Raw genomic sequence first — 22904 nt, 5'->3', positions numbered from 1 at the left:
GCTCAAAAAGTAAAAAAATACAGTTCAAATCCGACATTTTCCGGCATGCGAGTTTCATGAGTACTGACAGGTGTTCAAATACATTAATACGACATTTCCGAATGAACATTATAACGCGATTATCTCTTCAATTTACAAGTATCGTATTTGGAATTCTTATTTTCTTTTCGGTACTGGTCTATTATTTCTCGTTTACCAGTCAACGTTCGAAGTTTAGAGACAATCTTCTGGAGAAGGCCCAAAATACGGCCATCCTCTCGATCAACATTCAGGAAATCGACTCAACGCTCCTGAAAAAAATACATCAGACGACCCGGTCACTCGAGAAAGAAGAAATTGCAATCACCAACGAGTCGAACAAATTACTTTATAGCAATAAAACAGAGTTATTATCGCCCGACAAAATAATCAGCCACACCTACAATTCCAAAATTGCTTATTTTTCGATTGGCAACAAAGATGGAGTCAGCTACAAACATGAGGCCAACAACCAATCCTACCATGTTTTTGTGCTGGCACACGACAGGTACCGTGCCGAGAACGTGCATGAATTAAAGACGATTCTGCTTTGGAGCATCCTTATTAGCGTAATATTATCAGTAACAGCAGCTTACTTCTTTTCTAAGTCGGCGATTAAACCTATTTCGAACATAATCACAAAAGTAAAAGAGATCAATTCGTCCAGACTTAGTGATCGACTAGACGAAGGCAAGCGTCAGGATGAAATTGAACAGTTGGCAATTACATTCAACCGAATGTTATCTGATCTGGAAAAGGCGTTTAAAAGTCAGGATGAGTTTGTATCGAATGCCTCTCATGAATTAAGAACGCCATTAGCAATTATGATTGCTGAGTCAGATTACATCCTTAGCCGAACCAGAAATACGGAAGAATACACGAACCACATTTCGGGGCTGGTTGAGGATTTGCGGAAAATGAATACCCTCATCAACAGCTTACTTGAACTGGCACATTTGAGTGGGCACGAAAATATTCAGATGACAGATTTGCGTATTGACGAGTTAATTTTTAATGCTATTCAATCAACTAAATCGAAATACCCGGGCCGAAAGATTATGCCTAAAATTGAATATTCTGACAATGAAAACGATCTCATTATCTATGGGAATCAGGGGCTACTAGACATCGCGTTAAAAAATCTATTCGAAAATGCATGCAAATTTTCTTCCGGAGATGTTGAAGTTAAAATTGCGATGATCGAAGAAGCTATTTCAGTGTTAATTTCTGATCATGGTGTTGGTATCCCAGAAGATCAGATTGGCAATATTTTCAATGCTTTCAACCGCTCGACCAACGTAAAATACATTGGCGGTTTTGGCATCGGACTCTCGATTGTAGCAAGAATCATGAAACTACATGCTGTTGAAATAAAAGTACACAGTACGATTAATCAAGGTACCCAATTCGAACTTTTATTTGGGAAACAAACGATAAAGAACATTGAGGCCTAAGCAACAATGTCTCAGAAACCTTCTCCGTTTCTAATTTTCGATTTCAACTTTATTTTGAAGCATCTTTTCGGGTTGTGGCCAGAACCATCTTAACCCCAACTTTATTTCCCAACTGTAAAACATCTACCATCGATTGAACCGCAATGGTGTTGTCACATCTGACAATAGCAAATGCGTTATCGTTTCCCTTTTTAATCTTTAGCAATTCAGGTTCAATCTGTGCAAACTGAAGTTCCCTATCGTTGATGAAATATTTTAAATCTTTTGTAATAGAAATTGCAATTTTCTCAGTTTGCTTATCCATCGATGGAGATTTATCAGCCTGCGGAAGGGCAAGCTTGATCGCTCCCGGGGTGATCATCGTTGAAACAATAAGAAAAAACAACATCAGGAAAAACATGATGTCGCTGAAGGAGCCCGTAAAGACCTCAAATTCCTGCTTTCTTGTACCTCTGAAATTCATGGCCAATTATTTATTAATCAAATCAATAAACCGAACAGAACGAAATTCCCAGTTTTGTACCAGTTTATTAATTCTATTATTTAAAAAGTGATAAGCAGCATATGAAATAATACCAATCGTAAGTCCAACTCCCGAAGCAATAAGCTTCTCGTACAAACCACCTGATATCAACGAAATACTAATATTATCGGCAAGCGAGATATTATAAAAGATTTTTATTACCCCGATAATTGTACCAATAAATCCCATCATTGGAGCAATACTGGCAATAACACCCAGATAATACAAGTTTCCTTCGTAATTATAAACCTCTAATTTTCCCTCCATTTCCATCTGATCCTGAATGTCGCGAATTGGTCTACCCAGGTTTTGTAATCCTTTCATCAGAATTCGCGATTCGGAACTATTGGCCGACTCGCATAAACTAATAGCAGCTTCAACTTTTCCCGATCTGATCAGTTCGTTCAGTTTATCAAAGAAAACAGGTTCTAGTCGCTTCTGTCCCCTCAAATAAAAAAAACGGTCGAAAAATATAAAAACGGCAACCACCGACAGCAAGAATAAAGGGATCATCATTATTCCACCCTTCATTATTAAGTCCATGTATGAGACTTCAGCAGCAGTTTCTAATAAAAATATCATAGAAAGCATTTTTTAGTGATTATTAATTAATTTCAGGTATATAACGGATTAATGGCGTGCTTGGTATAATTTGAAGTTTACTTTTTACATTGACAATCATACACCTATTTGCAGGCAATCTCTCTAATACAATTAAAATTTTAAGGTGTCAAATATGGTCAATTAATTCTGATTTTAAAAGAAAATACGCACTGCTGTCAAATATGCACATCAGAAATTGATACAGTTAATGTTTCTCCATGAAGGATTTCATGCCATTAAATGGAGGCAGACATCATCAAATATTATCGAATAATAAAAACTTTGAACAAATACGCTAAATTTTCTAAAAAAGAATTTTTAGAGCCAATATAATTGTCCACTTTTGCATAATCAATTAAACATTTAACGTAATGACCAGAAAATTATTAATAAGAGATGTGACTATGAGGGATGGACAGCAATCCCTTTTTGCAACACGAATGAAACAGGCTCAAATTGATCGTTTATTACCAATTTACAAAGAAGCCGGATTTTACGCACTTGAAGTTTGGGGTGGCGCTGTTCCTGACTCCATAATGCGGTATTTGAATGAAGATCCATGGGAACGGCTTGAAAAAATCAAGGCTGAAATTGGAAATATTTCGCACCTCACCGCTTTATCCCGTGGTCGGAATCTTTTCGGTTATAATCCATATCCAGAGTCAGTTATTGAAGGATTTAACAGGAATGCCGTTCAGTCAGGAATCTCAATCATGCGTATTTTTGATGCGTTGAACGATACAAACAACATCAGATCAACCATAAAATATGTCAAAGAAAACGGTGGTCTGGCCGATTGTGTAACCTGCTATACCGTTGATCCTAAATTCACAAAAAAAGAACGATTGAAAGCTCGTTTAAAAGGCAAACCATTGCCCAAAGCGATTTTCACAATTGACTATTTTGTGAACATGGCCAAAGAACTGGAAGCGATGGGTGCCGATATGATTACCCTTAAAGATATGGCAGGTCTGATTCCTCCATTAAAAGCTGGAAAAATCATTAAAGCCTTTAAGGAAAATGTTAGAATTCCAATTGATTTCCACACGCATTGCACACCAGGCTTTGGATTAGCCTCTGCACTAACCGCAATTCTGAATGGCGTTGACATTCTGGATACAGCGATCTTAAACTTTGCCGGAGGGCCGGCAGCTCCTTCGTTCGAACTGGTTCAAATTTGCTGTAATAAATTAGGAATTGAAACAGGAATTAACCTTGATGCTGTCGTCAGAATCAATAAAATCCTGAAAGAAATTCGACTGGAAATGGCAGATATTGACAGCTACAAAGTTTACCCCATTGAATTCGACATTACCAAAGATACATTACCAGCATACATTGATAAATATTTCGATGACGCTATCGAATATGCAAAAGCCAACGACGAAGCCAATCTAATGGAAGTATGTGGAAAAATTGAAAAGTATTTTAATTTTCCGGATCCAGACGAAAAAGTCAAATTTGCTGAAGTTCCTGGTGGAATGTACACCAACATGCTTGCTCAATTAAAGCAATTGAAACAGGAAACATTATTACCACGTGTACTTGAATTAATTCCTACTGTACGTTTCGCGGCAGGTTGTCCTCCATTGGTTACACCAACCAGCCAGATTGTAGGCGCTGAAGCAGTCAATTGTGTCATTGATGAAAAAAACGGGAAGCCATTTTACAGCAATAACTCCACCCAATTTGTTAATCTGGTAAAGGGTTCATATGGCAAAACACCTATTCCGGTTGATCCGGATTTCCGCGAAAAAATAGCCGGAACACGCAAGGAGACTCCATACAATACGTCTAATTACGAAAAGCAACCTAATCCATCTTTTCCACAGTATGGCGAAAATGTAAAACTTGCAACCAACGAAAAGGAAGAGTTACTTCTTGAATTGTTTCCAACGGTGGCAAATAAATTCCTTCGCGATAAAGTTGAACGTATTTATGAAACCAAACTAAAAGAGACAGAATTAAGAAAACAACGGGCTTACGAAGCTGAACGTCAAAAATACCTGTCACTTTCTGCTGAAGAAAAGCAGTCGAGACTTGTTGACGGATTATACCATTGGAACTAATACCTTTCAATCAAAAAGCGAAGGCATCTCAGTTTTGAGATGCCTTCGCTTTTTATAATTGTTCCTGAAACTAAACTGACCAAACGTTACTCCTTTTTCTTTCTGTATTTCCAAATCAGGTACACAACAAACAAAACTCCCGCAGCCAACAAGGCATAAGAAAGTTCACTCATGTATTTTTTCAACATATCCTGCTGTGTATAAAGCGAATAACTCAAAACAGCAAGAATAACATTCCAAAGTGCCGAACCTAACGTTGTGAAGAGAATAAACTGCTTAAAATTCATTTTTGCCAAGCCTGCCGGAATTGAGATCAATTGTCGAATCCCCGGCACCAATCTTCCGATAAATGTTGAACTACGACCATGTCTGTTAAAATAAACCTCTGCATTTTCCACCTTATGCTGACTAAGCATAAATATTTTACCCAGCCGCGTTTCAACTAGCTTGTACACAATTACCCGTCCAAGCCACAAAGCCAAAACATAGTTTACAACTGCTCCAATTACAGCTCCCAACGTCGCAAAAAGTACCACCAAAGGCATATTCAAATCGCCACCAGCAGCTTTCCAAATCGCTGGCGGTATAACAATTTCTGATGGAAACGGTATAAATGAACTTTCAATGATCATCAGTAATGTGATCGACAGATAATTCATATGTTGCATATACCAGTCAGCGAGTGTTTGAAAATATTCGAGCATAAGAAATGATTTTAAATTCGGTCAAAGATAAACAGAGCGACCTAAATAACAAGCAAACAAAAGGGCTTTCTCAATTCAGAGAAAGCCCGTATGACTTAAATTTAAAGTTCTATCTCGTTTTCTTTTCGATCCACTTCCTTGCATTCACAAAAGCTTCCATCCATGGGGCAACCTCGTCAAATTTCCGGTCGATTGGGTAGTACGGCCAATGATAGGGTTTGAAAGCTCTTTCCAAATGCGGCATCATCACCAAATGACGGCCATCTTCGGAGCAAAGCGAAGCGACATTGTAATCCGATCCGTTTGGATTTGCCGGGTAAGCTGAGTAGGCATATTTCATCGGAATCTGGTAAGCCGATTCTTCCTGGGGCAAACTGAATTTTCCTTCACCATGCGCCACCCATACTCCAAGTTTCATTCCAGCCATCGATTCCAACATTACCGATTTATTCGGAAGAATTTCGACACCAATAAAGCCTGATTCGAATTTATGCGATTCGTTGTGTAGCATCTTTGGCTTTTCATCGCGTTCAGGATAAACCAGGCCGAGTTCTACCATCAACTGGCAACCGTTGCAAACACCTAAACTCAACGTATCATTACGTTTGTAGAAATTATCAAGAGCCAATTTTGCCTTTTCATTGTATTTAAATGCGCCAGCCCAACCTTTCGCCGAACCCAGCACGTCGGAATTGGAGAATCCACCGACAAACACAATCATGTTTACATCTTCCAGAGTTTCGCGACCCGAAATCAGGTCGGTCATGTGGACGTCTTTTACATCCATTCCGGACAAATACATCATGTAAGCCATTTCGCGGTCACCATTCACGCCTTTTTCACGGATGATAGCAGCTTTGATTCCACTTGGCTGGCGACGCTTCAGGTCGATTCCCAAATCGGCAGCTTTTCCGGTGAAACCTTTGAAATAGTAGTTTAATTCATTCTTTTTATAACTTCCGAAGCGTTCCAAAGCCTTTTGTTCTCCGGATTGTTTCCGATCGAGCAGGTACGATGAAGTGAACCACAAATCGCGCAACGAATTCAGATCAAAGTTGAATTCATCGGCTCCATTTTTCACCGTAAAAGTGTGGCTTCCTGAAGGTTTTCCAATCAGGATAAATTGAACTCTAGCAGCATTCAGTTTCGCTTCAAAAGCTGAAGAATCTGCCACCTGAACAACAACTCCAGGGTTTTCGCTGAACAACAGTTTTACACTGTCCGATTCACCAATTCCACTCAGGTCAATTTTCATTCCTGAATAATTATCTGCAAAACACATCTCAAGCAAAGTAGTAATCAAACCTCCGGAAGAAATATCGTGCCCGGCCAATATGTTTTTGTCTTCGATGCAATCCTGAATCGCATTGAATGCAGCGGTAAAATATTTTGTATCAGCCACTGTAGGCGCTTCATTGCCTAGTTTATTGATGATCTGCGAGAAAGCACTTCCACCCAGACAACGGTTCATTTTCGAGAAATCGACAAAATAGATGGATGAATTTACATCATTAATCAGCACCGGCTCGACCACTTTTTTCACATCCGAAACTTCTGCGGAAGCAGAAATGATGACCGTACCCGGCGCATAAACTACGCCATCTTTGTATTTCTGGGTCATTGACATGGAATCTTTTCCTGTTGGGATATTGATGCCCAGTTCGCAGGCAAAATCGCTGGCAGCCTTTACAGCCTTGTAAATGCGCGCATTTTCACCTTCGTTCTTTGCAGGCCACATCCAGTTGGCGCTCAGCGAAACCCCTTTCAACTGGTCCGAAAGCGGAGCAAAAACCAGGTTGGTCAGCGATTCTGCAATCGATAGAACCGAGCCAGCTTCAGCATCAACCAAAGCAGCAACAGGAGCATGCCCAATGGTGGTGGCAATTCCTTTTTCACCCTGATAATCGAGCGTGATTACACCTACATTATTTAGCGGCAATTGCAATTGTCCAACGCATTGCTGCTTGGCAATTCGTCCGGTTACTGAACGGTCAACTTTATTGGTCAACCAATCTTTACAGGCAACGGATTCCAACTGCAAAACATCTTCGAGGTAATCTTCTATTTTGGTTTGATCGTATTGCAAATCAGCAAATTTCTCATTTCGGGTAGTGTCGGTTAAAACTGTTTTTGGCGGTTTTCCAAACATGTACGAAAGCTGCCAGTCGATTGGTTTTTCTCCAGTCTTCGAGTTTTCGAAGGTAAACTGCATATCGCCAGTTGCCTCGCCAATCACATACATCGGGGCACGTTCGCGGTCGGCAATACGTTGCAACAGCGGCACATCTTTTTCGTGCATCACCAATCCCATACGTTCCTGCGACTCATTACCAATAATTTCCTTTTGCGAAAGCGTTGGGTCGCCAACAGGCAATTTCGAAGTATCAATTTTGCCTCCGGTAGCTTCAACCAATTCCGACAAACAATTCAAGTGACCGCCAGCGCCATGGTCGTGCACAGTTATAATAGGGTTTTCAGACGATTCGCTCAACGCACGGATGGCATTGTAAACACGTTTCTGCATTTCAGGATTAGCACGCTGAACAGCATTCAGCTCGATGTGGTTCTCGAATTCTCCGGTTGCTACTGATGAAACGGCTCCCCCACCCATTCCGATGCGATAATTGTCGCCACCCAAAAGCACTACTTTGTCACCTTTGGTTGGTTCGTCTTTTAAACTGTCTTTTTTTGCTGCGAAGCCGATACCACCAGCCTGCATAATTACTTTATCGAATCCATATTTGCGATTATTCTCGAAATGCTCAAAAGTCAGCACCGAACCTGTAATGATGGGTTGTCCGAATTTATTTCCAAAATCGCTGGCACCATTCGATGCTTTGATCAGAATTTCTTCCGGAGTTTGGTACAACCAGTCACGTTCTTCGGTGGCCTGTTCCCAACTGCGGGCATCTTCGGTACGTGGATACGAAGTCATGTAAACAGCAGTTCCGGCAATGGGCAAGCTACCTTTTCCTCCGGCAATACGGTCGCGGATTTCTCCACCAGTTCCGGTTGCCGCACCATTAAAAGGCTCAACGGTAGTCGGGAAATTATGTGTTTCGGCTTTCAGCGAAAGAACGGTCTCCATATCAGTAACTTCAAAAAAGTCGGGCTTGTCCTGAGTTTTAGGAGCAAATTGTTCAACAACTGGTCCCTGAACAAACGAGCAATTGTCTTTATAGGCTGAAATGATAAAATTCGGATTTTGCTGCGATGTTTTTTTAATGAGTTGAAAAAGAGACATCTCCTGCTCTACCCCATCAATAATAAAAGTTCCGTTGAAAATTTTGTGGCGGCAATGCTCCGAATTTACTTGTGAAAAACCAAATACTTCGCCATCGGTTAATTTTCTACCAAGTTTTTCTGAAACCGAATCGAGATAGGTTATTTCTTCCTGACTTAAGGCTAATCCTTCCTGCTCATTGTAAGCAGAAATATCAGCTATTTCAAGAATGGGCTCCGGCTTTTTATTGATCGTAAAAATGGTCTGATCTAAGTTGTGATACAATGCTTTCAGCATCGGATCGTAACCGGCAGATTGATCGGCAACCTGCACATATTCCTCTATTCGCAGGATACCCTGAATACCCATATTCTGGGTAATTTCAACGGCATTGGTACTCCATGGGGTGAGCATTTCTTTACGGGGTCCTACAAACCAGCCCGTTAGAACTTCTTCATTGAGTTTTTCGGCTTCGCCAAACAGCCAAACCAACTTTGTAATGTCTTCCTGATTAAGGCTTTCGACAGAATTCAATGCAATAAACGTGTCTTCCGGAGTCTTAAAGAATAGAATCATTTGGGAATATTTAGATATATATTTGATTTGCAAATGCCTTCAAAAAACGAACGCGACAAAGATAAATATTTCAGGCTTAAAGCAGTTAAAAAAGTAAATAACAGGACAGTGTTAACAATTGGGTAAAGGGAAATTGAATTAAGTAATGATCATTGAGATGCAACCATTCAGCAGTTCAACCAATCAACAATCCTTCGCTTTAAACACATCTAAAGTTCTACATATATAACTGTAAATAAGCACAAAAGGCATTTCTTAACACTAATTTTACATACCGGTTCTTTTATGCAGATACGTTTTAAATAGAATTTTCCTCAAGGTTGGGTGAAAATTTAATATCTATATTTGCCGGCGACTTTTAAACGACAATACATTCAAAATCATATTTATGAAACAAATTAAATACGTATCTCCTCAAGAAGCAGTAAAAGTTATTAAATCGGGCGACAGAGTTCATCTGAGTTCGGTTGCAGTTACTCCCCACACGTTAATTAAACCAATGGTTGAACGTGGAAGAAACGGCGAATTGTATGATGTTAAAATTCAACACATCCATATTGAAGGACAGGTTGACTACGCCAATCCTGAATTCGAAGGAATTTTTTGGGGCGAACAATTTTTTGTTGCCGGAAACATGCGCAAACAAACGCAAGCTGGTTTTGCAGATTACATTCCGGTTTTCCTGAGCGAAACTCAAAAATTGATCAGAGATGGCTACCTAAAAGTTAATGTAGCTATGGTTATGGTTTCGCCTCCCGACAAACACGGCTTTGTGTCGCTGGGAACTTCAGTTGATGCAACATTAGCTGCTATCGAATGCGCTGATGTTGTTATTGCAGCAGTAAATCCAAATGTACCACGCTGTTGGGGCGATGCTATGATTAGCATTGACATGATCGATATTTTCGTTGAAGATGATATTCCATTGTATGCCCATGGAAATGCACCACTTACCGACATTGAAATTCAGTTAGGTAAAAATGTTGCCGAATTAATTGAAGACGGCGCTTGTTTGCAAATGGGAATTGGCGGTATTCCGAATGCGGTATTGGCTCAATTGGGAAACCACAAAGACTTGGGGGTACATACCGAAATGTTCTCTGATGGCATTTTGCCATTGGTTGAAAAAGGAGTTGTTACCGGAAAATATAAAAATATTGAAAAAGGTAAAATGGTTGCTTCGTTCCTGATGGGAACTAAGGCTGTTTACGACTTTGTTGACGACAACCCAATGGTTGCCATGATGGATGTTGGCCACACCAATAACGTAGCTGTCATTCGTAAACTCGACAAAGTTACTGCAATCAACTCGGCATTGGCAATCGATTTAACCGGTCAGGTTTGTGCCGACTCAATAGGAACAAAACATTACTCAGGAGTTGGAGGCCAGATCGATTTCATCCGTGGTGCCGGCCATTCAAAAGGTGGTAAACCAATTATTGCTATTCCATCTGTTACTAACAAAGGGGTATCTAAAATTAGCCCAACCCTGATCGAAGGTTCAGGAGTTGTAAGCACCCGTTCAAACATGCACTGGGTTGTAACTGAATATGGCGCCGTTAATCTCTACGGAAAAACTTTGCAGGAACGTGCCAGGCTGCTTACGTCAATTGCCCACCCTGATCATAGGGAAGCTCTGGACAAAGCTTCATTTGAACGTTATGGATCACATTTCCATTTTGTAAAAGATAGTAGCAGACTCTAAAAACAGATAAAGAAAAGGCAGGCTCAAAATCTGCCTTTTCTTTTATCCTCAAATCAGGTAAATCCTGAATTTTGACGATCAAAATATCCAGGAAAAACCAATACAAAAATTTATTAATTACTAAACCACTGTTAAAGAACACACGCTCCATTTTTCGAATAATTGAGCAATTGGTTAAAAAAGATAGAATGTAAGCGTACTTTTGCAGCGCAAAAAAAACTACAGTTAAAATCAAATTATCAATTTATATTAAACTCTCACACAAATGGAAATAACTCATATTGAACACATTGGAATTGCAGTAAACAATTTGGAAGAAGCAATTCCTTATTATGAAAATGTTTTAGGTTTGAAATGTTATGCTGTTGAAGAGGTTGCCGACCAGAAAGTGAAGACAGCCTTTTTCAAAGTAGGTCAAACTAAAATTGAACTATTGGAGTCAACCGATCCGGAAGGACCAATCGGCAAGTTTATCGAGAAAAAAGGCCCTGGCGTTCACCATTTAGCCTTTGCTGTAGAAAATGTAAATGAAGCTCTGGCTGATGTATCTGCCAATGGGGTTCAACTGATCGACAAAACAAGCCGTAAAGGTGCTGAAGGTCTAAACATTGGATTCCTTCATCCTAAATCGACCTTAGGGGTATTAACCGAACTTTGCTCTGACAAATAATTTAAATTACCCATCAATACAACCTATGAACAATCAAGATAAAATACAAAAACTCATTGACCTTCGCATTGAAGCAAAACTCGGAGGTGGAGAAAAAAGAATTGAAGCGCAGCATGCAAAAGGTAAATTAACCGCCCGCGAACGTATTGACCTTTTGCTTGATGAAGGCAGTTTTGAAGAATACGATATGTTTATGACTCACCGTTGCGACAACTTTGGTATGGAAAAAACCAAGTTTTTGGGCGATGGTGTAGTAACCGGTCAAGGAACCATTGACGGACGTATCGTGTATATTTATGCACAAGATTTCACTGTATTCGGAGGCTCATTGTCAGAAACTTACGCACTTAAAATTTGCAAAGTAATGGATATGGCCATGAAAATTGGCGCTCCCGTTATCGGAATTAATGACTCAGGAGGTGCTCGTATTCAGGAAGGTGTAACTGCATTAGCAGGTTATTCAGAAATTTTCCAGCGCAACATCATGGCTTCCGGAGTGATTCCGCAGATATCTGCAATTTTTGGCCCATGTGCAGGTGGTGCAGTTTATTCGCCAGCCCTGACCGACTTCATCATCATGAGCAAGAATACCAGTTACATGTTTGTAACCGGACCTAAAGTAGTAAAAACAGTTACCGGCGAGATCGTTACCGATGAACAATTGGGTGGAGCTTCTGTTCATGGTGCAAAATCAGGGGTTTCGCACTTTATTGCCGAAGACGAGCATGAAGGCATTTCGTTAATCCGCAAACTGATGAGTTACATACCGCAGAACAATCTTGAAGATGCGCCTATCGCATTTTGCGACGACTCGATAGACCGTTTGGATGATTCGCTGAATGAACTCATTCCTGACAATCCGAACAAACCATACGACGTAAAAAATGTAGTTCATTCCATAGTTGACTATAACGAATTCCTTGAAGTTCAGCGCAATTACGCTCAAAATATTGTTACCGGTTTTGCTCGCTTCAATGGTACATCTGTTGGAATAGTAGCAAACCAACCGAACTATCTTGCAGGAGTTCTCGACATTAATGCTTCGCGTAAAGCAGCTCGTTTTGTACGTTTCTGCGACGCCTTCAATATTCCGATCATCACATTAGTCGATGTACCTGGATTCTTGCCAGGAACCACTCAGGAATATGGTGGAATTATTACTCACGGCGCTAAATTGCTTTTTGCGTATGGTGAAGCTACCGTTCCAAAAGTAACCGTTATTCTGCGTAAAGCTTATGGCGGCGCATATTGTGTAATGGCTTCGAAACACCTTCGCGGTGATATTAATTACTCTTGGCCATCAGGAGAAATTGCTGTAATGGGACCTAAAGGCGCCATCGAAGTACTTCGCAGCAAAAAGATTTCAGCTATTGAAGATGAAGCTGAACGTGCGGCCTACATTACCCAGGCAGAAGAAGATTACAAAGAAAAATTTGCGAATCCATACAAGGCTGCCGAATACGGTTATATCGACGATGTAATTGAACCTCGCAATACCAGATTCCGCATTATTAGGGCATTGCAGACTCTTTCGACCAAGAAGGCCACCAATCCACCTAAGAAACACTCAAATTTGCCTTTATGATGATTCAAAACTTATGTACAGTGCTTTTAGCGATTCCAGAGGAACCGCTAAAAATGGGGCATAAAGCAGCCGATGAATTTGTAAAGTATGATCCTTATGGCCTTGGCATGACTTTAATCGCGATTTCGATTGTTTTCTCGGTTTTAGCTATTGTTTATTTGTTTTTCAGTAACATTTCAAAAATTTACTTTGCTTTTCAAAACAAATCAGCAAAAAAACACACTCTTGATAAAGTTACAACAACTGAAATCAAAGATCTTGAAGCAGAAGTTTCGGCAGCTATTGGCATGGCCTTATATATGTATAATAGCAAGCAGCATGACATGGAAAGCCTTAAAATTACGATTCAAAAGGTTGCAAAACTTTATTCTCCCTGGAATTCTAAATTATACATGATAAATAGACCTCCAGTAAAATAGGAATCAGCTATCTGTGCCCTTGAAAGTAAATTTAGTTATTGAAAAAAATTATGTAGAAAAATGAGAAAATTTAAATTTAAAATAAACGGAAATGATTACGAGGTCGACATCAAGAATGTTGAAGATAATCTTGTAGAGTTAGAAGTGAACGGAAGTCCATATACGGTTGAGGTTGATCAAAAATTAGAACCTTCAAAAACGCCAAAATTAGTGCGTTCTGTTGCAATTCCATCTACTGACGCCCACCCATCTATGGCAAAAACAAGTAGTCCTCAGGCGCCTAAAGGAGCTGGGAATATTAAATCACCTCTTCCCGGAGTTATCCTCGACATGTATGTTAATGTTGGTGATCGGGTAAAGGTTGGTCAAAAGCTTTTAACGTTGGAGGCCATGAAAATGGAAAATTTAATCGAATCGGATAAAGAAGGCACCGTAGCGGCTATCGTTAAGCAAAAGGGCGACTCCGTAATGGAAGGTGACATATTAATTTCAATAGGAGAATAAGTTATGGGTGAATCAGCAGGATTTATGAATTTTTTGGGTGAACACCTGAACCAGTTCTTCCAATATACTGCTTTTGCAAATGTCACAATGGGTCATTTAATTATGATCTGTGTGGGAATGGTCTTTTTATTTCTGGCCATTGCAAAAGGTTTCGAGCCCATGTTGTTGGTACCAATTGGTTTTGGAATTCTAGTAGGGAATATTGCCTTCCTACCGGGTAATGAAACCGGAATATACGAAGAAGGAAGCGTTTTAAACTACTTGTATTTTGGAGTCAACAGGGGTATTTATCCACCTTTGATCTTTTTGGGAATTGGGGCTATGACAGATTTCTCGGCCATCATTTCAAATCCGAAATTGCTATTGGTTGGAGCCGCAGCTCAGATCGGTATTTTTGGAGCATATGGTATTGCTCTCGCACTAGGCTATACAGGCGCTGAAGCTGGTGCAATTGGTATCATTGGTGGTGCTGATGGTCCAACTGCCATCTTCCTTTCTTCAAAATTAGCTCCTGAAATGATGGGAGCAATCGCAATTTCGGCCTACTCATATATGGCTTTGGTACCAGTTATTCAACCGCCGGTTATGAGGTTACTTACTACTAAAAAAGAACGTTTGATCCGCATGAAACCACCACGTCAGGTTTCTAAGGTTGAAAAAATCGTCTTCCCTATATTAGGTATGTTGTTTACCACATTCGTAGTGCCATCAGCAATACCACTTCTGGGAATGTTATTTTTTGGTAATTTACTGAAAGAAAGCACTGTTACCAAACGTTTAGCCGACACAGCGAAAGGACCTATGATTGATATCATTACCATCCTTTTAGGTTTGACCGTAGGCGCTTCAACACAGGCTACAACTTTCCTTACAACCAAATCATTGGGAATATTCTTCCTTGGAGCATTATCATTTGTAATTGCCACATTTGGTGGAGTAATGTTTGTTAAAATCATGAACCTTTTCTTGAAAGAAGGTGATAAGCTGAATCCATTAATTGGAAATGCCGGCGTATCGGCCGTTCCTGCTGCTGCACGTGTTTCGCAGGTTGAAGGTTTGAAATATGACAAGACCAATTACCTGTTAATGCATGCCATGGGACCAAATGTTGCTGGTGTAATCGGTTCAGCAGTAGCTGCCGGGGTATTATTAAGCTTCCTTTACTAAAGAAATACTTACTAAATAAATTTTAAGAGGTTGTCATTTTTTTGGCAACCTCTTTTTTTATAGTATCCGATATCATGTCTAAATTCAAATGGAGTAATTAAATGGTAATTAGCGTTCATTAATTGTAGCTCAAATGACTACTAATGACAATCAAATGACGGTATTTTCAAGAGCAAAATCTAATTAGGTAAGGTTATTCATTTTTATAAATACTGAAAACAATTGCAATCCAGTTTCCATGAAATGCTGAACTTTACATTCAGATTTCCAACTGTATATTTGAAATTTCAGAATCGTTATTTTCTATATTAAATGAATATTAATTCCCTTTAAAATCAAGGGTTAGCAAATAATAATGTTCGTATTTTTATGCTGAATTTATGAACTGAAAAATGAAGTTAATAGTTTTATTTATTGGGCTATTTAGTTTAATTTTTTCCTATAACGGGAGGTGCCATACCAACCTTTATCTTAATTTACCAAATTCAACAATTTCGTATTGGGTAGAAGACGATCAATCTAATGATATACAAGGTATTGAAAAAACAGAAACCTTACTTATAACTTCTGACAACAATCAATTATCAGTACAAAAAAAACGCGACTTCGGATCAACTTCAAAATCTTCAAATTCTTCCGAGCTAGTTTCTATTTTAACTCAAAAATTAAACATAATTTCAATTTCGAAGATCAACTTATTCCTAATCTATCATTTCACACTTTCTCTCTGGCAGATTTTTCTGCAATGATTACTTCTCAACATCGGTGATAAACACTGAAAATAAGTTTACTACATAAATATCTATTATTTGTTTTACATCAAATAACTTATTCAAGTTGTCTGATGATATAAGCTAATCCTTAAGGGTTTTTCATTAAAAATTTAACATACCTTAAATCATGATTGCAAGTTATTTTGTATTGATAGCTGCGTCTTTGACGTTTGCTACAGGTTTTTTCGTTGCTTCAATTATTTGGAGTATAAAATGGGTCCTATCGCCAAAAGAAGTCGGTGAATCTACAAAATCAGTTCATTTATTGCATATTTTTTCAAGGCAAGATTTGAGTAAAGGATTTGTAGTACCTGGTCACAATTCGGAGGGAACAACCAATGAATCAGTATTTAATCAAGAACTCTACCAGTATCACTATGGAAAAAATTAATTTAGGAACCTTATTTCCGGGAATTGGGACATTATTCACTGGTGGCATTGATGTTTTTTTAGCACGGTTGGCTTTAATTGCGCTTGGCTTATTTCTGATTTATCTTGGAAAAAAGAAAATTCTTGAGCCCTTGCTGATGATACCAATGGGTTTGGGTATGGCAACCATCAATGCGGCAGTTATGGTGCTTCCGGGAGGCAAGCAAGGAAATTTATTTGTTGACCCATTAATTACCGACACAAAAGACCTTTTTGATATTCTCCAAATCGACTGGCTACAACCTATTTATACGTTTACATTTTCTAACGGATTAATTGCATGCTGTATTTTCATGGGAATTGGTGTTCTGCTTGATGTAGGATACATGCTTCGCCGTCCTTTTCTGAGTATATTTTTGGCATTATTCGCCGAAATGGGCACATTTTTAGTCGTTCCAATTGCATCGGCTATGGGAATGAGTCTTCAAGACAGCGCCTCAATTGCAATGGTAGGTGGAGCTGACGGACCAATGGTCTTGTTTACATCAATGATCCTTTCCAAAGATCTATTTGTTCCAATTACTATCGTGGCGTATTTGTATCTTGGTTTTACATACGGAGGTTATCCTTACCTGATAAAATTATTGGTTCCCAAGCACATTAGAGGAATTCAGCCTCCTCCACCTAAAAAAGTAAATCCTATAAGTTCGTCGCAGAAACTTACCTTTGCTGTTATCATGTGTGTTGTACTTTGCCTTTTATTCCCAGTAGCGGCGCCACTATTTTTCTCACTTTTCCTCGGAGTAGCCGTACGCGAAGCTGATATTAAACCAGTGGTTGATTTCATTCAAGGTCCATTACTCTATGGATCAACCTTTTTCCTGGGGCTTTTGTTGGGAATTTTATGTGAAGCACATCTAATTCTTAATCCTAAGATTCTGCCTCTGCTTCTTCTTGGTATTTTGGCACTGTTAATTTCAGGCATCGGAGGATTATTAGGCGGATACATTGTCTATTGGGTAACCGGTGGTAAATTCAATCCTGTAATTGGCATTGCAGGTGTAAGTTGTGTCCCGAGTACAGCAAAAGTGGCTCAAAAAGCAGTAAGCCAAGTGAATCCAAAAGCGATTATACTTCAGGATGCCTTGGGTGCGAATATTTCAGGAGTAATAACTACTGCAATAATTACTGGCTTATACGTAACATTGATTCCGTATTTCCTGAAATAATTTTACTACTTTCATTTGCGTCACTTAAAACCCATTAATTGAAAAACGGTGAACTTTTTTAGAAAGAAGTCCATCGTTTTTCTATTTTGTCAAAATCTGTTTAGAATTAATTAACACGACTACATGATTTCTTTAACATCATTTAAGAATTACTTTACCTGAAAATCAATCCCGGAGCCTATCTTTGTAATACATTTTTTTTCATAAGTTTAGGTTTAGTTAGGTTAGTTAGTTTAAGAGAGAAAAGGTAGGACAGAGGTTCTACCTTTTTGTTTTTACACCTACTAAACTTGCAAAAGATCAACATTTGAGTCCTCCATATCCCCTGTCCAAGAGGTTAGATTCATGAATGAGAGCCCTGATTTTTTTTGTTCCAAGGTATCCATCCTTTCCTTCACTCATAAAAAGACCAGCAAATCAAAAGATTAAAGAGCTTTAATTATTCAGAAACTAAAGATCAAATACTCAGATTGCGTTTGTGTATTATTTATTTTAACAGATGGAACCGAAAGTTAAGTTGTAATACAATCAATCCCTCTAAAAACAGAAATCAAAAATCAACAAAAACATTATGAAGTTATTCGGTTAGTTGTTATATTTCTTCCGACTTATTAACTACACCTTTTTTGTATCTTAGTATCAATAAAAAAAAAATGAACAACCTCTGAACTCACTCGCTAGGCATCAAAAAACTAACGAACATTTAAAAAGTTAAACCAACCCCAAAGTTGGAGAAGTAAACCCAAAAGAGAATAAAATGAAAAAGCTATTCGTAATTATTTGTTTCGTGTTTAGTGCAACGTTTATGTTTGCACAGGAATTCAATAAGTGGTCAATTGAACCAGAATTTGGCTTAACAAAATTGCAAGATATGCCATATGGAGGTAGTAAAGTTGGATTATATAATGCTGGAATAGGCGTTAGATATATGGCAACTCCATTATATGGGGTTAGGGTATCCGGTAGTTATACAAATCACAATTATACCTTAACAGATCAATCAGTGAAATATGCTGAAGGTCAAATTTTTGGTGTTTGCAATTTTGGCAGATTGCTTAAATTGGAACGAATAGCTAAAAATAGATATACTATTATTGGAGGTATTGGTGGCGATCTTTCCAATTCACACGATTTCACTAATACACAAATGTTTGACCGTGTAACTAATTTTCATTTGGCCGGATTTGTTGATAATGAATTCAGGGTTACTGATAAATTTTTCCTGACTGCAGGATTAAATGTCATTACCGGTGTGAATCTTTCGGCTCCAACTGGTGTAACAGATATTAATCAAGCCACGATTAATGGTGTTGCCAAAACATCAATTATTGATTTTAATGTTAAAGCTATTTTTGTTTTAGGTAAGAAAAAAGATCATGCAGATTTCTATCTTGAGCCAGAATTAGCCCCAACAAATAATATTGTTTATGTTGACTCAACAAGAAAAGTAACAAATAATTACTACACAGAAGTTTGCGAGGAAATCTCAGCACCTACATCAAATTCAAATCCGGAATATGTATATTTTAAAAATGATAGTTATAAAATAGACAAGGATGGATTGGAAAATATTGAACAATCATTACATAAGATTAAAGATAAAGTTACGATTACCGCATATTGTTCAAATGTTGCATCTTCAGAATATAATTTGAAATTAGCAAAAAACAGAGCAAATGCAGTTAAAGATAAATTAGTAAATCTGGGCGTTGATCCTTCTAAAATAAATATAGTTAGTATTGGAATCGATTTTGATAGAAAAATTCCAGAATTGTTTGATATGGCAAGAAGGGTAAAAATTGAATTTTAGCGTAAAGCAGTTAAAAATATTTTTACAAAAACTGTCTCGTGTAAGCAAAAATAAAACTACACCTAAGTTAAAACTTAGTTATATAGCCTGATATACAACAAATACCTCATTGTATATCAGGCTAAATTTTAAGATATTGATTGTTTGAGTTATGAATTCCGGCATATTAGTCAAAAATAGTTGGTAAAAAGCTTTGTAAAGCACACCAATATTGATAATACAGAAAGTTTGATGAACTTGGTTTCATCAAACTTTTTATGTTTATGGAAAAATCAAAAAAAACGCTGTTGGGCCTGTGGATATACAGATGTTATTCGATGGGGAAAACAAGGGGGTAAGCAACGATTCAAATGTAAACGATGCGGAATTTTTCTAACTGAAAATCGTCCAGAACAGAGAATTCAAAACAGGTTTGTATGGTTCAGAAAGTGGATATTGGAACGTCAGACTTATCAAATTTTAAGCAGGGACAGCAGCCTATCGCAAGCTACACTTCAACGGACATTTTACCATTTTTTAGAACAAGCGCCATTGGTCAAAATAATCAAGCGAGAGCGTGTTCATTTACGGATAGATGCCACGTATTTTGCGCAGTTTTGTTTGGTTTGTTATCAAGACGATTTTGATGGCTACACCCAGCTGCATCGCTTTACTGACGGTGAACGCTATGAGGAAATCAAAGAGGATCTGGCTAACTTGCTCAAACTTGGGATTCAGATCGAAAGCATTACCACCGACGGTCATAAAAGTATCTTAAAAGCGATAAAAAGGTCAGTTCCAGAAGCTATCGTCCAACGCTGTCTGGTTCATATCCAGCGCATGTGCCTGCTGTGGCTAACACAGTATCCCAAACATCAGGCCGGACAGGAACTACGCAAACTGGTGCTATTTATCCTTCGAATTAAATCAGAAAATGACCGGATTTACTGGACAAGAGAGTTTCTAAAATGGCATGAAACACACAAAGATTACTTGAATGAAAAAACATACAACACAGAAACCGGAAGATATTGGTACACACATAAACTGCTTCGCCGCTCTTATATAACCATCAAACGGGCTTTGCCAAACATGTTTCATTACCTATCAAACCCAGATATACCCAAGACTACAAACGGGATAGAAGGATACTTCAGTCATCTTAAAAACCACCTGGATATCCATCGTGGGTTGACGGTAAAACACCGAATAAACTTCATCAAGTGGTACATTTATTTTGCTAACGCAAAATGAGTTTTTTTAAGCCATTGTGGGCATACCAGTAATAACAGAAAAAGGGCAGCTTGTTGGACTACCCTTGTATTACTGTTTATGCGTTAACCTTATTGCTGGCAGGTTGATCTCCATCAGAGCCTGCTTCCTCTTCGGATTAACTGCGTGGAGCTTACTAATTATTTTCCAAAAAATCACCAACTATTTTTGACCACATTGCCTGAATTCCTCTAACCTGCGTTGCAGCCCTAAACCTCCATCTAAATAGATTCGACTAAAATCAACTTTTTTCAGATCGTGTTGATAAAATTTAGTCCTTGGGAAAATGAGTCAATAAGTGCAGTAGCAACCCATATCATCTGCCAGAATTTACATCCGAAAACAAAACACAAGACCGCATCATGAATCAAATAAAACTTAGCACTTTGTGAAATGATGAGCTACCTCATTTTCATTTAACTATTTGTACCGGAAAGGTCTCCGTATTCCAGGCTTCGAACTTATTTCGGGTCAGAAAAATAAGCTCTTTTTTGATCGCGTTCTTAAACCAAATGACCGAAGAATCAGTTGGATCTGCTTTGGTTTTAACTCCGCCAGTTGCAGAGATCTGAACCAGAGAACCATTATTCACTTCAAAATAAAAAGATTTCAGATCGGCATTTTCTGGGATAGCAAGTTGATTTTTGGGCAACATGACTTCCGGGGCCGTTTCTTCGTACAAAAAACGCGAAACATTATTCGAGATGGTATCCATCCAATTGTTTAAAGTATTGTAAGTGGCAAGTTCCGGCTCGTGCCCAAGTCCATCGAGAGAAACTAACCGATTACGTATGCCCAGTATCTGTAACCGGTCGTGGATTGACTTCGAACCATACATTTTATCCATAACCAGTTGATTTATCATCAACGAATTGCGAAACGGATAATCGTTTTCGAAAGGTACAATATCGTCGGCGGTACCATGAATTGACAAAACCGGTATGTTTTCGCCCTTATCGATAATATTGAGGTCGGCAACAGCTCCCCACATATTAACTACAGCTTTAATCGTAAACTTTTCGGTGTATTTATTTCCCGATTCTTCGATTTTTCCGAGTAAGCCTTCCTGGCCCGCTTTCAGAATACGTTCTGGCCGTTCATCATTCTTCATGAAGGCAGTGTTAAGCGAAGCTACAGCTCCGGCACTCGTTCCACCGATATACACCTGCGTAGGATCAATACCTAGTCCTTTGGCGTTATGTGCAAGAAACCGCAGGGCTGCATTGGCATCCTGAATAGCCCGATAGGCACTCAGTTCGATATCACTTGGCATTAACTTAAACCCCAGGCGATAATCGATAGAAGCTACCAAGTAGCCACGCTTAGCAAGCGATGTAGCCAATGTCGCCTCACAAGCCGACTCTTTACTACCAATATAAAACGCACCACCATGAATAAGCATTACCAAAGGTCGGTTTTTAAAAAGGTCGGTTTTGGGATAATAAACATCTAACTTTAGATCAAGTAATTCAGGATCATTGAATGCCTTTACCAATCCTTTGCTCAATGTGGTAATGTATGGTTCGTTCGAATAGGGCGAATGTGTCCAATATCCTTTGGCTTTTCCATATAATAAATCACTCTTGACTTCTATTACGGGAAAGATTTCGTCCTGATAGCGACTGGTGGGCTTTACCTGAACCTCTGTTCTTTGAGTAAAACTAACATCAACTTTGGGGCGCCAGAAAATAAATATTCTCTTCCCATTCATCAGAGTAAGTTTGCCTTCAAAGCCAGAAGAACTTATTTTGGAATTTTTCATTTTCCCTAAGTACAAATCAGATTGAAAAATGGGTTTGCTTCCGGATGTATTCAGGATAAAGAAATGACTTTCCTCAACAGCCTTTCCTCGATTTTGGACAAAAGACCCTTTTAATAACGACGAATCAGCCTTATCCGCTACTAAAATCAGGTGATCGCTTCCAATCGTTCCATCATAGATTCCCATTTGGGGAGTTGGGGTTTGGGCATTAACCACATATACTGAGATTAGTGCAAACATCAGCAGCAAATTCAATTTCTTAAGCAAATACATATTATTCTAATTTTCTGGTCTTGATTAATCGACTTTTGGTGATTACTGAACGGAGAAGATGGCCATAAGTGTATATAACCGAGATCATATTTTTAACCTATTATTCGACCGCAAAATTAGCTGCAAAAATTGAATTTATTCAGGATAAAACTGAATTTTAAGGTTAATATAAAGCCGCAATAATTTTATTTTCGACAAACCGAAGTTGAATGAGATT

The 22904-nt window shown here is 38.6% G+C and carries 17 protein-coding genes; 12 read left to right on the top strand and 5 right to left on the bottom strand.

The window, feature by feature from the left end:
- The first annotated feature begins 101 nt into the window (after window positions 1-101).
- The gene (locus AQPE_RS17620; protein ID WP_318347808.1) at window positions 102-1472 is read left to right on the top strand and encodes a HAMP domain-containing sensor histidine kinase; all 1371 of its coding nucleotides are present in this window, start codon (window positions 102-104) and stop codon (window positions 1470-1472) included.
- Window positions 1473-1521: 49 nt separating this feature from the next.
- Here AQPE_RS17620 and AQPE_RS17615 read toward each other — a convergent pair whose 3' ends face one another.
- Together AQPE_RS17615 and AQPE_RS17610 are read right to left on the bottom strand one after the other, a co-directional pair.
- Window positions 1522-1935: an ExbD/TolR family protein gene (locus AQPE_RS17615; RefSeq protein ID WP_318347807.1), complete on the bottom strand. Its 414-nt coding sequence runs from the start codon at window positions 1933-1935 to the stop codon at window positions 1522-1524.
- Window positions 1936-1941: 6 nt separating this feature from the next.
- Window positions 1942-2577, bottom strand: a complete 636-nt coding sequence (locus tag AQPE_RS17610) for a MotA/TolQ/ExbB proton channel family protein (RefSeq protein WP_318347806.1) — start codon at window positions 2575-2577, stop codon at window positions 1942-1944.
- 392 nt (window positions 2578-2969) lie between these two features.
- On the opposite strand from AQPE_RS17610, the gene AQPE_RS17605 reads away from it, so the two are divergent.
- Window positions 2970-4667: a hypothetical protein gene (locus AQPE_RS17605; protein WP_318347805.1), complete on the top strand. Its 1698-nt coding sequence runs from the start codon at window positions 2970-2972 to the stop codon at window positions 4665-4667.
- A gap of 86 nt (window positions 4668-4753) precedes the next feature.
- On the opposite strand, the gene AQPE_RS17600 is transcribed toward AQPE_RS17605, so the two are convergent.
- Window positions 4754-5371: a DedA family protein gene (locus AQPE_RS17600; RefSeq protein ID WP_318347804.1), complete on the bottom strand. Its 618-nt coding sequence runs from the start codon at window positions 5369-5371 to the stop codon at window positions 4754-4756.
- A 109-nt stretch (window positions 5372-5480) separates the two neighbouring features.
- The gene (gene purL / locus AQPE_RS17595) at window positions 5481-9170 is read right to left on the bottom strand and encodes a phosphoribosylformylglycinamidine synthase (protein WP_318347803.1); all 3690 of its coding nucleotides are present in this window, start codon (window positions 9168-9170) and stop codon (window positions 5481-5483) included.
- Between the two features lie 388 nt (window positions 9171-9558).
- Between purL and AQPE_RS17590 the strand changes: the two genes are divergently transcribed.
- From AQPE_RS17590 to AQPE_RS17545, 10 genes are all read left to right on the top strand, one after another.
- Window positions 9559-10875 carry an acetyl-CoA hydrolase/transferase family protein gene (locus tag AQPE_RS17590; RefSeq protein ID WP_318347802.1) on the top strand — a complete coding sequence of 439 codons (1317 nt, stop codon included), beginning with the start codon at window positions 9559-9561 and terminating at the stop codon, window positions 10873-10875.
- A 265-nt stretch (window positions 10876-11140) separates the two neighbouring features.
- Window positions 11141-11545 carry a methylmalonyl-CoA epimerase gene (gene mce, locus AQPE_RS17585; protein WP_318347801.1) on the top strand — a complete coding sequence of 135 codons (405 nt, stop codon included), beginning with the start codon at window positions 11141-11143 and terminating at the stop codon, window positions 11543-11545.
- 25 nt (window positions 11546-11570) lie between these two features.
- The gene (locus tag AQPE_RS17580) at window positions 11571-13130 is read left to right on the top strand and encodes an acyl-CoA carboxylase subunit beta (protein ID WP_318347800.1); all 1560 of its coding nucleotides are present in this window, start codon (window positions 11571-11573) and stop codon (window positions 13128-13130) included.
- Window positions 13127-13549: an OadG family protein gene (locus AQPE_RS17575; protein ID WP_318347799.1), complete on the top strand. Its 423-nt coding sequence runs from the start codon at window positions 13127-13129 to the stop codon at window positions 13547-13549. The genes AQPE_RS17580 and AQPE_RS17575 overlap by 4 nt, the downstream gene beginning before the upstream one ends.
- A 60-nt stretch (window positions 13550-13609) precedes the next feature.
- Complete coding sequence (locus AQPE_RS17570; RefSeq protein WP_318347798.1) at window positions 13610-14053, top strand: biotin/lipoyl-containing protein; 444 nt, start codon at window positions 13610-13612, stop codon at window positions 14051-14053.
- Between the two features lie 3 nt (window positions 14054-14056).
- The gene (locus AQPE_RS17565) at window positions 14057-15220 is read left to right on the top strand and encodes a sodium ion-translocating decarboxylase subunit beta (protein WP_318347797.1); all 1164 of its coding nucleotides are present in this window, start codon (window positions 14057-14059) and stop codon (window positions 15218-15220) included.
- 900 nt (window positions 15221-16120) lie between these two features.
- Complete coding sequence (locus tag AQPE_RS17560; protein WP_318347796.1) at window positions 16121-16384, top strand: hypothetical protein; 264 nt, start codon at window positions 16121-16123, stop codon at window positions 16382-16384.
- A complete protein-coding gene (locus AQPE_RS17555; protein WP_318347795.1) occupies window positions 16371-17591 on the top strand; it encodes a sodium ion-translocating decarboxylase subunit beta in 1221 nt (406 codons plus the stop codon). The genes AQPE_RS17560 and AQPE_RS17555 overlap by 14 nt, the downstream gene beginning before the upstream one ends.
- A 757-nt stretch (window positions 17592-18348) precedes the next feature.
- Window positions 18349-19401 carry an OmpA family protein gene (locus AQPE_RS17550; protein ID WP_318347794.1) on the top strand — a complete coding sequence of 351 codons (1053 nt, stop codon included), beginning with the start codon at window positions 18349-18351 and terminating at the stop codon, window positions 19399-19401.
- A 231-nt stretch (window positions 19402-19632) separates the two neighbouring features.
- Window positions 19633-20634 (top strand): IS256 family transposase, variant Zn-binding type, encoded by a 1002-nt coding sequence (locus AQPE_RS17545; protein WP_449658186.1) that lies wholly within the window; start codon window positions 19633-19635, stop codon window positions 20632-20634.
- A gap of 430 nt (window positions 20635-21064) precedes the next feature.
- Here the strand turns inward: AQPE_RS17545 and AQPE_RS17540 are convergent, their stop codons facing one another.
- Window positions 21065-22654, bottom strand: a complete 1590-nt coding sequence (locus AQPE_RS17540; RefSeq protein WP_318347793.1) for an alpha/beta hydrolase — start codon at window positions 22652-22654, stop codon at window positions 21065-21067.
- Window positions 22655-22904: the final 250 nt, after the last annotated feature.

The organism is Aquipluma nitroreducens (assembly GCF_009689585.1).
In the GTDB taxonomy this organism is placed as follows: Bacteria; Bacteroidota; Bacteroidia; order Bacteroidales; family Prolixibacteraceae; genus Aquipluma; species Aquipluma nitroreducens.
This window is presented reverse-complemented; position numbering and strand designations above follow the sequence as displayed.